The sequence below is a fragment of the Arthrobacter sp. UCD-GKA genome (assembly GCF_001863355.1).
Taxonomy (GTDB): domain Bacteria; phylum Actinomycetota; class Actinomycetes; order Actinomycetales; family Micrococcaceae; genus Paeniglutamicibacter.
In genome coordinates, this window is record NZ_MOLR01000001.1 from 533,799 (window position 1) to 546,322 (window position 12,524).

Genomic DNA, 12,524 nt, shown 5'->3' on the forward strand with positions numbered 1-12,524 from the left:
GGAGGTGTTCGTCCCGGGAAGAACACCGGGGGATCGCGCCCGTTGCCAGTCAGAGAGGGGATACCCTGAGAGCTATGCGGATCGACCTTCATGCTCACTCACACGTTTCCGACGGGACGGAGCCTCCCGCCGATTTGATTGCCTCGGCCAAGCTAGCTGGACTGGACGTGGTTGCCTTGACCGACCACGACCAGACCGCCGGGTGGCAGGAGGCCGGTGAAGCCGCTCTCGAGCTTGGCATCGGGCTGGTCCCGGGGATGGAGATCTCCTGCAAGACGGAGCTCGGCATCAGCGTTCATTTGCTTTCCTACCTGCATGATCCTTCGCATCCGGGGCTGATTGAGGAAATCGACAAGGCCCGCGACGCCCGCATCACCCGCGCCCGGCGCATGGTGGAGTTGCTCGCGGAGGACTACCCGGTGGACTGGGACATGATCTCCCGCCACACGGCCCCCGGCGCAACCATCGGTCGACCACACATTGCCGACGCGCTGGTGACCGCAGGGGTTGTCAGGACGCGCACCGAGGCCTTCGCCCAAGTGCTGACCGCGCGTTCACGCTACTACGTCGGGCATTACGCCATGGATCCGGTGACCGCCGTCAAACTCGTGCGCGAGGCGGGGGGTGTGCCCGTATTTGCGCACCCCGTTGCATCCGCCCGGGGCAGGGTGGTCGGCGAGGAAACATTCGAACAAATGATTGAGGCCGGTCTGCTGGGCCTGGAAATCAACCACCGTGACAACCCGGAAGAAGGCCGGAGGTACTTGCGTGCCATCGCCGCCGAACACGACTTGATTGTTACCGGGTCATCCGATTACCACGGGACCGGCAAGCCGAACATGCTTGGTGAAAACACCACCACCATCGAGATGCTCCAGAGGATTCTCCAAGCAGGTACCGGCACAGCCCCGGTGGGCATGCCCGACCTGTTCTGAACAGCTGCTTTCGGAGCACCTCCGCTGCCCGTCCTGAACGGGCAACGGGTTCTTTTTTGTTGCAATTCCCGACTCTGAGCTGTGCGCTGAGTGGCTCATCGTCCCGCGCGTTATCTACGGTTTCGACGAGCCAAATTCGTCGCCAAAGATAAGCGGCGGGAATCGCAATAACCAACGCAATAACGATTCGGAGAATTCTATATCTTTCCAATCAGCATTGCTGGTTGTGAGTGCTTCAGCGTAGGGAGTGGCGGGTCGTTCCCMGCTGCGGTGTCCCGGATCGTTACCTCTCCCGCGAGCGATCTCATCGCATTCCTGCTACTATCGTTTTAGTTGCTTCGCTGAGTGAAATATTTTTGTTGAGCTTAGTTCCAAGGTTTCACGAAGCAACTCACAACCACGACGGCATGAATTTCGCCGTCATATTGGACATGGAACGGCGTCGCGTTGGTGAGGATAACCTCCCGCGACCAATAGCCGAAGTCCAATAGTCCGGCGTGATGACCGGGTGGTTTAGCGCGCTCTGAATGCGTCCACGCCGGATGCCTTGCCGATTTCGTGTACACGAAGTCGATCTCAATTGTGCCCTTTGTTGGCCAGCGCGCATGTAATAGGAATTTTCCGGCGGAATTCCTATGATGAGAGGACAGATATGGATCTCCAAAGCGGAGAATATCAACTTCTCGCTGGATCGGTTGTCCTGGGGTTGTTGGTGCTTTTTTACGGAGGCACATTCGTGATGACTCTGTTTATTGGCAAGAAGAAAGAAAATGCCGATGGTTATATGACTGCCGGCAATAAAATTGGATTCGGTGTCTCGGCGGCAAGTATGACCGCGACATGGATATGGGCTGCGTCGATGTACGCTTCGGCTACGTCTGGCTACACCTATGGCATTTCCGGGCCGATTCACTATGGCCTTTGGGGGGCCTTGATGATTCTATTCATCTACCCCTTTGGTCGGAGGATCCGTGCGGTTGCGCCAAAGGCACACACCCTGGCCGAGGTCATGTATGCCCGTCACGGACGGTCCAGCCAGCTCATGCTCGCAGGCTCAAACATCCTGGGCAGCGTCATCTCGCTGACGTCGAACTTCATCGCTGGCGGCGCGCTGATTGCGCTGCTCTCGCCTTTCAGCTTCCGCCAAGGAATCATCGCAGTTGCCGCAGGCATCTTGCTCTACACGCTATGGTCCGGATTCCGTGCCTCGGTGTTGACTGACTTCGCGCAAGTGGTGGCGATGCTCGGTGCAGTGGTCATCATCATCCCGGTGGTGTTCTTTGCCGCCGGAGGACCCGGACTCTTTGAATCCGGCGCCTCGAACCTGACTGTGCAGCAGGCCAACTTCTTCTCGTCCGAGGCATTCCTGAACCAGGGTGCTCCGTACATTGCAGCCGTTCTGGCCTATGCCATCGGCAACCAGACGATTGCCCAGCGGCTCTTTGCCGTGCGTGAGGACCTCATCAAGCCGACCTTCATTACGGCGACCATTGGCTATGGCGCCACGGTGATCGGATTCGGCATGCTCGGCGTCATCGCCCTGTATGCGGGTATCACCCCGATGGACGGCGACACGAACAACCTGATTCCGCAGTTGGCTGTCACTTACCTCGGTCCGGTCCTGCTCTGCGTCTTCTTCATCATGATTCTTGGGTCGTTGTCGTCCACGGCGGACTCGGACCTGGCAGCGCTCTCCTCCATCGCCATGACGGACCTCTACGGCCAGACGGTTGGCAAGAAGAACGTCAAGCCGAAAACCATGTTGCTGGTTGGACGCATCACCATGATCCTTGCCACCGCTGCGGGTCTCTTCTTCGCCAGCGGCCAGATGAACATCCTGGACCTGTTGGTATTCGTAGGTGCACTCTGGGGAGCGTTGGTTTTCCCGGTCATCGCAAGCTTCTACTGGAAGAAGGTCACCAACAAGGCCTTCACCGTCTCGACCCTGGCGGCGCTGGCGTTGTTCGTGCCGGTGCGCTTCGAATGGATCTCGATGTCGGGATTCACCGGATATGCCGTGGACGTTCTCGGTATCGTCGGTGTCGGCGTCGTCCTTGGTCTGATGACCTTTGGCTTCTTCGGATTGAAGGTAGCCCGCATCGTGGGCGTCGTGGCCATTGTCGTCGCTGCTCCGTTCGCAATGGGTGCACTGCATGAGTATGCAGTGCTCAGCGGATCGCTGGTGGCCTATTCGGTCTCGACGATCATCTGTTACGCGATGTCGGTGCGTTCGAAGCAGAACTTCGACTTCAGCACGATCAAGGATCACGTTGGTGACTTCGACCCCATCGAGACGATCAAGCGCGACACCGACCCCGTAGCCAACCGCAAGTAGAGAAAAGGAAGCAGGAGACAACAATGGAAATCTTTTGGTTGACCGTATACGTCCTGATCTGGCCAGTCGTCGTTGCCGGAACCCTCTTCGTGATCATTCGGGCGTTCTTCCGTGAATGGAAGCAGGCCCGCGCCGAAGGCCGCAGCTTGGTGTAGTCGCAGGTTGTTTCGTCCCTGGCGACCAACTACTCGACCCCGCTTGTAGAAGCCCCGATGCTCTTCCTGAAATGGCGGAGCATCGGGGCTTCGTCGCCCAAGTTTCATCTGGGCCGTTGGAAAGGTGAGCAGCGATTACAATCTACTCGTCAAACAACGAGTTGCATCCCGGAGCCTCACTGTTCTGGGTGCAGTTTTCGGCGACCAGGATCTTCTTGGTCCGCCACACGCTCATCGTGACCTGCTCGCTGGGCACGTTGGCGACGCCCGGGATCGGGGTCCAGGGGCCGCCCTCGGTCGAGTACTCGCCGCGGAACCGGGTGGTCAGGCCGACCTTGAAGTCGCCGGTGTCCTGGTAGACGTGGCTGGTGCTGGTGGCCTCGTCGAAGCCGCGCTCGGCGACGGGGCCGCCGGGGAATGCGAGCGTCCGGGTGGTTCCGTCGCCGTAGGTCCACAGGTAGGAAACGGGGATCGCGCGCACCCGGATGTCCTGGTCGAACAGGGTGATGTTGAAGTCCTGGGGTTCGGACTGCGCGTACAGGTGGGCGTGCCCGTTGCGCAGCGAGAAGTTCTCGGGCTGGCTGACAATGCTCGAAGCGGCAAGAGGCATTCTGCGGAATTGGTCCGGAGTCACCCTTGCAATGTCGCTTTCTGCTCCAGGAACCTCAATCGCCGGTTCAGTCGAGCAATATTGTCGAAGTGAAATGGTCTGCCCGGCGCGAGGCCCGTTGAGCGCCTTAATGAGTCGGGTCAGGGGGTAGCTTCCATCGGGACACGGAGCGTCTGAATTGGCAGAGCAGGACCTGATAAGGGTCATCGCAGGACTGCATTCTTGGAAATAGGTCACTTCGTAACGGATCTTGGGGCCGTTGTTGATCGTGTGAGTTCGGCCCGGTTGCTTATCGCCGTATGTTTTGCCCTCCGATTGGAAAGGGCATCCCGGACCCGTGGCTTCGTATCCGCTGCCATTTGTGGAGTACTCGGCATCCGGACAAGCAAAAGCAACTTCAGCATCCATGCTTACAAAGAAGGCAGCTATTAGCATCAAAGCTGATCCCGTGGCGAAAAACTTCAAGCGGTTCATTTGAGCTCACTTAGAATCGAGCCATTGAAGATTGACGACTTTCCAGCCGTCAGAATACTCAAGAACAAGCGCCCCAACGTCAGCCTTTGCTGTCCCTGGAAGCTTCCCGTTGTACTCGCCGTTCCGGTCGTAGATCAGTAGATCCTCTCGGTCGAGCCGGAAATTGGCAAGACCGGACTTGCTGTCTGTCACGACAGCCAGCGTTACCTTTGCATCGAGCTTTCCACCCGTGGACCAAGCGCCGCTATTCGCGAGTCCGTCGGCTGGATCAATAAAGTTCTCAGCGCATTCGATGCACTGCGGCCGAGTGATTTCTTTCAGCTGCTTGGTCTCATTGGTGACATACATGTACTCGAGAACGTCGAACCAATGTTCTGTGAAGGAAATGATCCCCGCTTCGGTTCTTTCCCTTGCAACATCCGGCATTTTGGGGACCGGCCAATTCTTTGCCGGGCCTTTCGGGCTGCCCGGTACAGGAGTGGGAGTTGGCTTCGCGGTGGGGGTCGGCGATGGCGCCGGGGACGAACTCGTTGCGGTTGTTTCAGCCGTCGGAGGCGAGTTGGTTGGCCCGACTGGGGCGGCGTTACCGCCGCATCCTACCGTTGCTAGGAGGAGCACGCCGGAGCAGAAGACGAGCATGACCTTTTTGAATTTCGCAAACATGCCAACGGCCTACGATTCGGTTGGAGTCAAGTAGCAGACATCCTAACCCCGTTGCCAAATGTTTGGGAGGGGTTGTCCACAGGCCCGGCCGGCCGTCAGGGCTCCTGTTGTTGCTGGTTCATGGTCAGCAGGCTCTGTGCGATGGACAGTGTGGACAACGCCTGCACGGACTCCCAGGAGCCGGGCTTGAGCTTGGTCGCCACCTGGAGAGCTTGTTCGGCAAGCATTGCCGCAAGCTGGGCACGCGAATCAATCTCGGTCATGGTGATCCATCCTGAAAAGACTGAACCCCAAGTCGCCTCGGGGAATCGAGACAACTTGGGGTTCAGTGTAGCGGCAGATCCAGTGGGTGGACATGGCGTTCACCCGACCGCCGACCAGATGCAGCTTGCGCGCAGGTGCTCAGTCTTCAAACATGCTCAGGACCGTGGCCTTCGGGATGCGCTTGGTCATCACGGCAATCGACTGCGGGTTCTCGTCCACGCAGACAAACCGGCGGCCCAGCGCCTGGGATACGGCCCCGGTGGTGCCGGAGCCGGCGAAGAAGTCAAGGACCCAGTCGCCCTCTCGCGAGCTGGCGTTGATGATCCGGCGCAGGATGCCCTCGGGCTTCTGCGTCGGGTACCCGGTCTTTTCCTTGCCCGTGGGCGAGACGATGGTGTGCCACCAGACATCGGTGGGCAATTTACCGCGCTCACGCTTTTCCGCGGTGACCAAACCGGGGGCCATGTACGGCTCGCGGTCCACCTCGGCATTGTCGAAGTGGTAGGTCTTCGCGTTCTTCACGTACACCAGGATGTTGTCGTGCTTGGCCGGCCAGCGGGACTTGGCGCGCGCCCCGTAGTCGTAGGCCCAGATGATCTCGTTCAGGAACGACTCTCGGCCGAAGATCGCATCGAGCATCACCTTGGCATAGTGCACCTCGCGGTAGTCGAGGTGCACGTACAAGGTGCCGTCGTCGGCCAACAGCCGCCAGGCCTCCCGCAGGCGCGGTTCCAGGAATGACCAGTAGTCGTCGAAGGCGTCGTCGTAGCTGTGCAGGTCCCCGCGCAGGGTGGAGTAGCTCCGGCCCTGGAATCCGACCCGGTCGCCCTTGCCGGCGGCCGCACGGACCGCGGTGGTGACCTGGCGCTTTTGCGTCCGCCCGGTGTTGAACGGGGGGTCGACGTAGATCAGGGTGAATGTTTCGTCCGGAAGCGTCGGCAGGAACGCCGCATTTTCCGCATGGACGATCAGGTTGGGCCCGGTGGGGTCCCACGTGCGGGCCGCCATGGCCTCGGCGGGCCCATCGGTTTCCGGCAAGGGATCGGCGATGGGCCCGTCAGGAATGCTGGTCAACGTCATCTAGTGGCTGGGCGTCAATCTACTCGGCGTCGTTGTTGGTCACGACTTCGCCGTCGCGGCGGCGGGTGCGGCTGCGGGTGCGGTTGCGGGCCGGGCGATCGGCGGCGGCAGCGGACTGCTCACCGGCATCGGCGGCATCGGCGGCGACGGCCGTTTCGCGGTGGCGTTCGCCCTCGCGTGCCGGACGGTCCGAACGGCCGCGCGAATGGCCGTGGCGTCCGCCGCGCTCACCGCTGTTGCTGCGTTCCGAACGGTCAGAGCGCTCCGTGCGTTCGCCGCGTCGCCCGCCCTCGGAGGAACGGCCGCCGGAACGCGGGGCGTTCTTCTTGCCGGTCTCGCCCAGGTCCTCGAGCTTCTCTCCGGCTAGGCCCTCGAGCTTGCGCGCGTGGCGCGGCAGGCGGCCCTTGGTGCCGGCGGGGATGTTCAGGTCCGCATAGAGGTGCGGGGAGGAGGAGTAGGTTTCCACCGGGTCGGTGACGTTCAGGCCCAGGGCCTTGTTGATCAAACCCCAGCGCGGAACGTCTTCCCAGTCCACGAAGGTCACGGCGGTGCCCTTGTTGCCGGCGCGGCCGGTGCGGCCCACGCGGTGCAAGTAGGTCTTCTCGTCTTCAGGGCACTGCAGGTTGATCACGTGGGTGACGTCGTCAACGTCGATGCCGCGGGCAGCGACGTCGGTGGCGACCAACACGTCGACCTTGTTGTTGCGGAAGGCGCGCAAGGCCTGCTCGCGGGCGCCCTGGCCCAGGTCGCCGTGCATGGCGCCGGCGGCGAAACCGCGATCGATCAGCTCGTCGGTCAGCTTGGCTGCCGAGCGCTTGGTCTTGGTGAAGATGATGGTCCGGCCGCGGCCTTCGGCCTGCAGGATGCGGGCGACGACCTCGTCCTTGTCCAGCTGGTGGGCGCGGTAGACGACCTGGCGGATGTCCTTCTTGGTGATGGAGTCGTCGTCCGGGTCCGCGGCGCGGATGTGCGTCGGCTTGGTCATGTAGCGGCGGGCCATCGCGATGACCGGGCCGGGCATGGTGGCCGAGAAGAGCATGGTCTGGCGGATCGCGGGGGTCGCGGCCAGCAGGGTCTCGACGTCGGGCAGGAAGCCCAGGTCAAGCATCTCGTCGGCCTCGTCGAGGATCACGATGCGCACGTTCTTGAGGTTCAGGTGGCGCTGGCGGTGCAGGTCGATCAGGCGCCCGGGGGTGCCGACCACGATCTCGACGCCGTTGTTCAGCTGCTCGATCTGCGGTTCGTAGGCACGTCCGCCGTAGATCGTGGCGATGCGGGCGTTGCGCTTGGTGGCTGCCTTGGCGATGTCGGTGGCGACCTGGACCGCGAGTTCGCGGGTCGGGGCGACGATCAGGGCCTGCGGGGCGCCGGGGACCGGGAGCTTGTCGTAGCCCTCGTCGTCCGGGCCGATCACGCGCTGCAGCGCGGGGATGCCGAAGCCGAAGGTCTTGCCGGTGCCGGTCTTGGCCTGGCCGATGATGTCGTGCCCGCCCAGCGCGACCGGGAGGGTCATCGACTGGATCGGGAAGGGGTGGATGATCCCGGCGTCCGTCAGGGACTCGACGATGTCGGCGCGCACGCCGAAGTCGGCGAAGGTCAGCTGCGGGATTTCGTGCGGGGTTTCATCGGTGGACAGGGTTTCTTCGATGTCCACTGCCTCAGACGCCGAATCGGCGGTGAGCTGGTGTTCTGTATTCAACACAGGGGGTCTCATTCGTTTAGGCACCTTGGGAAAGGGGTGCTCGACGACCGTTCCCGTGACTTCCGGGAAGGAGGGGTCGGAGGTCCACCACAATCGAGGTGCTTCCAGCGGAGCCGATCGCAGGCTTAGCTAGCGGTCAAGTGGATCTGACCACGTGGGGCGCGGAAGTCGCTGGGTAATCCCGCATGAATTCTTTTCAAGGTACGCGACCGGGCATCCTTGTATACCGTTCAAGCATATCGTGCACCGGGTCAAATCGCGGTATTTACCGACCGGGCCTCGCTGCCGGGCCCGGAGGAGACGCTAGGCGCCCACGATGCGGAAGAGCACCTTGCGGCTGGCCGGGTCCGCATGCACCAGTTCCACCTCGACCTGCACCCCGGCCTGCGAAGTGCCCTCGAACGGAGCCATGACGGCGGGGGAATCCAGCTGGAGGGTCCCCAGCGAGCGGTGGTTGCCGTTGGGGGATTCCCCGGAAGCGGTCAGGGTCACCGCACGGAAGCGTTCGCCCACGCGGTGGGCCAGCGAGGCGGCCTCCACGGTGTCGATGGCCGCGCGTTCGATCTTGTTCACGACGCGGTTGGAGTCGTTCATCAATTCCGGCAGCGTCGGCAGCACCTCGCGCAGTCCCCGGGGAACTTCCTGGCCGGTGACCGCGTAGGAGCAGACCAGCAGCGCGAAGCGGTCCACCAGTCGGCGCAACGGGGCCGTGGTGTGTGCGTAGGGCGCGGCGATGGCGGCCTGGAAGGTGTCCCGGGGCAGTTCTCCGTCGATCGCGGTGTAGGTGGCGCCGCGAAACAGGCTGGTGGCCTGGTGCATCAGGGCAAGCTGCCGCGGGTCGGCCAGGTCCAGCGAGCGCAGGAACTCGCCATAGGGCTGGGTCGGCTCCCACACGGCGCCCAGCGCCTTGGCCTGGAGCCGGAAGATGTCGATGTCCTTCTGGGCCGGGGCGGGCATGGTGCGCAGCAGCCCGACCCTCGCCTCGAGCATGATGCGGGCCGCCTCCATCCCGGTCATGAGGGAGACCTGCGCGTTCCAGTCCTCCACCGGCAGCGGGGCGTCGGAGACGATCTTGTAGGTGCCGTCGATGCATTCGACCTCCTGGGAGGGGATGCGCAGCGAGGCCCCGCCGCGGGCCCGTTCCAGTTCGATGCGCTTGAGCCCGACCTCGCGCAGCAATTGCAGCATTTCGCTGGCCGTGCCCGCGTCGAGGGACTCCTGGACGCCGACGTAGCTGAGCTTCTCCCGGCTGCGGACGATGGCCCGCTGCAGGCCGGTGCCGGTGACCGCGCCTTGGCCATCGAGGGTGAAGGTCCACAGGTAGGCGCTGCGGTCCCGGTTCGGCAACAGCGAACCGGCGTCCTCGCTGATGGATTCGGGGTGCAGCGAGATCCGCCGGTGCGGCAGGTACACGGTCTGCCCGCGCAGCCTGGTCTCCGCGTCGAGGGTGCCGCCGAGGGCCACGAAGCCGGGCACGTCGGCGATCGCATAGTGCACCAGGTAGCCGTCGTCGCTGCGCGACAGGTGCAGGGCCTGGTCCAGGTCGGTGGAGCTGGCCGGGTCGATGGTGACCAGCTCGATGTCTCGCTTGTCGATGGCCGGCAGCTCGAAGTCCGCGATCGCGCGCTTGGCCTCCTCCAGCACCTCGGCCGGGAACTCGGAACGAACCTCGAACTCCGTTTCCAGGGCCTTGAGGGCCTGGGCCAGTGCGGTGCTCCGGGCCTCGGGGGTCAATGCGATGTATTGGTGGCTCACAACGCCAGCATAACCACCCGGCCGCCGCCGTGGCATCGACGTGCCGAGCGTGTTGGGCCCCGAGTACGCTGAACCCATGACCAAAACACCCTTGACCTATGGCTCGGCGGCCGCAGCCGACGACGCGGAGCTGGCCCTGATGGGGCTGATCGCCTACCAGGAACTGACGGCCTTCGAGCACCTGTCCTCCGACGCGCGGCTGTCGCCGACCCTGGTGGACCGCGAAACCCTGGGCCGCTTCGCCGTGAAGGAGTTCGGGCACTTCGAGATGGTGCGCGAGCGCATTGCCGAGCGAGGACTGGACCCGCAGGAGGTCATCGAGCCGTTCATGGCCTCGCTGGACGAGATGCATCGGCGGACCAAGCCGGGGGACTGGTACGAGTCGCTGACCAAGGCGTATGTGATCGACGGGGTCGCCGCCGACTTCTACGCGCTGATTGCCTCCGGGCTGGAAGCGGAAGTGCGCACCCTGGTGCACCAGGTCAAGACGTCCGAGGCGAACACCGAGTGGTTGCGCGAGCGGCTGCAACTGGCCATCACCGACCATCCTGAGCGGGCCTCGCGCCTGGCGCTCTGGGGCCGGCGGCTGCTGGGCGAGGCGCTGACCCAGGCCAGGGAGATCGGCGAGAAGTACGACTACTGGGGTGCCCTGCAGCTTCAGGGCCCCGATGGCCGCGGCCAGGAAATGACGCGGCTCTTTGCCCGGCTGGTGGAGAACCACTCGCGGCGCATGCGCCAGCTGGGGATGACCGCCTGAGCCTGCCCGCTTGGGCCTGCCCAGTGCCGCCCGCCCGAGCCGGGGCACACACCGACCAATGACAGCACCACAAGAAACGAGAACCACCACCATGGGCCTTGACAAGGACTCACCCACCCGCGCCCTGACCGACTACGAGATCGCCAGGGCGCTGAAGGAACTGCCGTCGTGGAGGAAGCGGGAAGGAGCGCTGGTCTGCGCCTGGGCGTTCCCGGACACCCGGGAAGCCGTCGACTTCCTCGCACTGGTGGCGGAGGCCGCCGAGCACCAGGGCCACCACCCGGATGTCGACTGGCGGTCGACCACCATCTTCCTTCGCACCACCTCCCACGACGTGGGCGACGAAGTCACCCTGCGCGACGTGGCCCTGGCGTCGCTGCTTGAATTCGCCGCCTCCGACTCGGGGGCCGTCGCGGTGCCCGACCGCCACCAGGACGTCGCCCTGGGCATCGAGACGCAGGATCCGGCCAGGTTGGAGGACTTCTGGACCGGTGCCATGGGCTACCGCAAGGGACGCGACGGGTTCCTGGTGGATCCCGAGGGCCGCAACCCGCGGATCCGCTTCGAGGACACCGCAACGCCACGTGCCAACCGCATCCACGTCGAGAAGTTCATTTCCCATTCCGGGTTGGAAGCGCTCCAGGAAGCACTTCAGCCGCACGCAGGCGCCGGGGACCGGACCCACGCGCCGGCCCTGAGCATCTACACGGACGCCGACGGCAACCGCGTGGGCCTGAACACCGAGCTGAGCGACGAACCGCCGGCTTTCCAGTAGCCCCGGCGGAGGCTTAAACAGGTGGGGAGGAACGGTTTCCCGTTCCTCCCCACCTGCCTGGCGCCCCGGTGCCTAGTGGGCGAAGCCCACGCGGCGTGCTTCCTCGACACCGATTTCGACATACGCGATGCCCGCGACGGGCACCAGCATGAGGCGGCCCTTGGAGTCGGTGAGGCGGAGTTCCCCGCCTGCTGCCAGCGCGTCGGAAACGCGCTTGGCCAACTCCTCGGCGTCCTCGGCGGACTCGATCACGATCTCGCGGGCAACATTCTGAATTCCAATGCGAACGTCCATGGTGGCCTTCCTGGTTTGTTGCATGTGCCGGAGCCCGGTGGCGCCGACCAACATCTAGTGTCGAATTTACGTCAGGATTCCTTGGGGAAACGACCGATTCCGCGCCAAGCTAAACGCGAGACCAGATCGCTGGCCTCTTCCATGGGCACCTCGTCGGCCATATCCACCCAGTAGCGGGCCGAGACCTGGGCCATCCCGGCCATGGCCCGGCCCATTAGCAGGGCCTGGGCCGGGGGAAGCCTGGTGTCCTCGGCAACCACGTCGGCGATGCGCCCGGCGAACTTCGCGTTGAACGCCTCGATGCGCCCGCCGATCAACTCGTCGTTGAGCAGGTCGGATTCGAAGATCAGCCGAAACGCCTGCGAATCCCGCGAGATGTACTCGTAGTAGGCGCGAATCGTGGCGCCCACCCGCAACTTGTTGTCGGTGGTGGAATTGATGGCCTGCTGCAGCAGCGCGCTGAACTCGTCCATGTGCGCATCGAGCAGCGCCACATACAGCTCCCGCTTGCCCGGGAAGTGCTGGTACAGCACCGGCTTGGACACCTCGGCAACCTCGGCGATCTCATCCATCGAGGCCCCGTGGTACCCGTGGGCCACAAAGACCTGGTGGGCCGCGTTGAGCAGCTGGCGGCGACGGGCCTCGCGCGGCATCCGTTGGGTCCGTCCGCCGCGGCTTGGGGGAGTGGTCACATCGGCCCTTTCGCGAAAGCTCGCCGCCCGCAT

At 63.6% G+C, this 12,524-nt stretch carries 13 protein-coding genes; 5 read left to right on the plus strand and 8 right to left on the minus strand.

What is annotated here, in order from left to right; all coding sequences use genetic code 11:
* Window positions 1-74 precede the first annotated feature (74 nt).
* From BLJ79_RS02560 to BLJ79_RS23520, 3 genes are all read left to right on the plus strand, one after another.
* Entirely contained in the window at window positions 75-935 is an 861-nt protein-coding gene (locus BLJ79_RS02560) for a PHP domain-containing protein (protein WP_071213080.1), read from the plus strand.
* Window positions 936-1,587: 652 nt separating this feature from the next.
* Window positions 1,588-3,270, plus strand: coding sequence for a sodium:solute symporter family protein (locus BLJ79_RS02565; protein WP_071213081.1), 1,683 nt, complete (start codon window positions 1,588-1,590; stop codon window positions 3,268-3,270).
* 23 nt (window positions 3,271-3,293) lie between these two features.
* Complete coding sequence (locus BLJ79_RS23520; protein WP_217641775.1) at window positions 3,294-3,425, plus strand: putative transporter small subunit; 132 nt, start codon at window positions 3,294-3,296, stop codon at window positions 3,423-3,425.
* 142 nt (window positions 3,426-3,567) lie between these two features.
* Here BLJ79_RS23520 and BLJ79_RS02570 read toward each other — a convergent pair whose 3' ends face one another.
* The 6 genes from BLJ79_RS02570 to BLJ79_RS02590 form a co-directional block, all read right to left on the minus strand.
* On the minus strand, window positions 3,568-4,035 hold the full coding sequence (locus BLJ79_RS02570; RefSeq protein WP_071213082.1) for a hypothetical protein: 468 nt from the start codon (window positions 4,033-4,035) through the stop codon (window positions 3,568-3,570).
* Window positions 4,036-4,515: 480 nt separating this feature from the next.
* The gene (locus BLJ79_RS22740) at window positions 4,516-5,172 is read right to left on the minus strand and encodes a DUF6318 family protein (protein WP_139194674.1); all 657 of its coding nucleotides are present in this window, start codon (window positions 5,170-5,172) and stop codon (window positions 4,516-4,518) included.
* A gap of 95 nt (window positions 5,173-5,267) precedes the next feature.
* Complete coding sequence (locus BLJ79_RS23235; protein ID WP_175475365.1) at window positions 5,268-5,435, minus strand: hypothetical protein; 168 nt, start codon at window positions 5,433-5,435, stop codon at window positions 5,268-5,270.
* Between the two features lie 139 nt (window positions 5,436-5,574).
* A complete protein-coding gene (locus tag BLJ79_RS02580) occupies window positions 5,575-6,444 on the minus strand; it encodes a DNA-methyltransferase (protein WP_071213254.1) in 870 nt (289 codons plus the stop codon).
* 91 nt (window positions 6,445-6,535) lie between these two features.
* Window positions 6,536-8,230, minus strand: a complete 1,695-nt coding sequence (locus tag BLJ79_RS02585; RefSeq protein WP_071213084.1) for a DEAD/DEAH box helicase — start codon at window positions 8,228-8,230, stop codon at window positions 6,536-6,538.
* A gap of 291 nt (window positions 8,231-8,521) precedes the next feature.
* Window positions 8,522-9,973: an RNB domain-containing ribonuclease gene (locus BLJ79_RS02590; RefSeq protein ID WP_071213085.1), complete on the minus strand. Its 1,452-nt coding sequence runs from the start codon at window positions 9,971-9,973 to the stop codon at window positions 8,522-8,524.
* A gap of 76 nt (window positions 9,974-10,049) precedes the next feature.
* On the opposite strand from BLJ79_RS02590, the gene BLJ79_RS02595 reads away from it, so the two are divergent.
* Window positions 10,050-10,730 carry a ferritin-like fold-containing protein gene (locus tag BLJ79_RS02595; RefSeq protein WP_071213086.1) on the plus strand — a complete coding sequence of 227 codons (681 nt, stop codon included), beginning with the start codon at window positions 10,050-10,052 and terminating at the stop codon, window positions 10,728-10,730.
* 58 nt (window positions 10,731-10,788) lie between these two features.
* On the plus strand, window positions 10,789-11,505 hold the full coding sequence (locus BLJ79_RS02600) for a 4a-hydroxytetrahydrobiopterin dehydratase (RefSeq protein ID WP_083410949.1): 717 nt from the start codon (window positions 10,789-10,791) through the stop codon (window positions 11,503-11,505).
* A gap of 72 nt (window positions 11,506-11,577) precedes the next feature.
* Here BLJ79_RS02600 and BLJ79_RS02605 read toward each other — a convergent pair whose 3' ends face one another.
* Window positions 11,578-11,799, minus strand: coding sequence for a DUF3107 domain-containing protein (locus tag BLJ79_RS02605; RefSeq protein ID WP_071213255.1), 222 nt, complete (start codon window positions 11,797-11,799; stop codon window positions 11,578-11,580).
* A 71-nt stretch (window positions 11,800-11,870) separates the two neighbouring features.
* On the minus strand, window positions 11,871-12,524 hold the full coding sequence (locus tag BLJ79_RS02610; RefSeq protein ID WP_071213088.1) for a TetR/AcrR family transcriptional regulator: 654 nt from the start codon (window positions 12,522-12,524) through the stop codon (window positions 11,871-11,873).

What these genes read in the sequence shown, in the direction of transcription:
- BLJ79_RS02560 (WP_071213080.1), top strand. Translation starts at nt 75, where the DNA reads ATGCGGATCGACCTTCATGCTCACTCACACGTTTCCGACGGGACGGAG.
- BLJ79_RS02565 (WP_071213081.1), top strand. Translation starts at nt 1,588, where the DNA reads ATGGATCTCCAAAGCGGAGAATATCAACTTCTCGCTGGATCGGTTGTC.
- BLJ79_RS23520 (WP_217641775.1), top strand. Translation starts at nt 3,294, where the DNA reads ATGGAAATCTTTTGGTTGACCGTATACGTCCTGATCTGGCCAGTCGTC.
- BLJ79_RS02570 (WP_071213082.1), bottom strand. Translation starts at nt 4,035, where the DNA reads ATGCCTCTTGCCGCTTCGAGCATTGTCAGCCAGCCCGAGAACTTCTCG.
- BLJ79_RS22740 (WP_139194674.1), bottom strand. Translation starts at nt 5,172, where the DNA reads ATGTTTGCGAAATTCAAAAAGGTCATGCTCGTCTTCTGCTCCGGCGTG.
- BLJ79_RS23235 (WP_175475365.1), bottom strand. Translation starts at nt 5,435, where the DNA reads ATGACCGAGATTGATTCGCGTGCCCAGCTTGCGGCAATGCTTGCCGAA.
- BLJ79_RS02580 (WP_071213254.1), bottom strand. Translation starts at nt 6,444, where the DNA reads ATGGCGGCCCGCACGTGGGACCCCACCGGGCCCAACCTGATCGTCCAT.
- BLJ79_RS02585 (WP_071213084.1), bottom strand. Translation starts at nt 8,230, where the DNA reads ATGAGACCCCCTGTGTTGAATACAGAACACCAGCTCACCGCCGATTCG.
- BLJ79_RS02595 (WP_071213086.1), top strand. Translation starts at nt 10,050, where the DNA reads ATGACCAAAACACCCTTGACCTATGGCTCGGCGGCCGCAGCCGACGAC.
- BLJ79_RS02600 (WP_083410949.1), top strand. Translation starts at nt 10,789, where the DNA reads ATGACAGCACCACAAGAAACGAGAACCACCACCATGGGCCTTGACAAG.
- BLJ79_RS02605 (WP_071213255.1), bottom strand. Translation starts at nt 11,799, where the DNA reads ATGGACGTTCGCATTGGAATTCAGAATGTTGCCCGCGAGATCGTGATC.
- BLJ79_RS02610 (WP_071213088.1), bottom strand. Translation starts at nt 12,524, where the DNA reads ATGCGGGCGGCGAGCTTTCGCGAAAGGGCCGATGTGACCACTCCCCCA.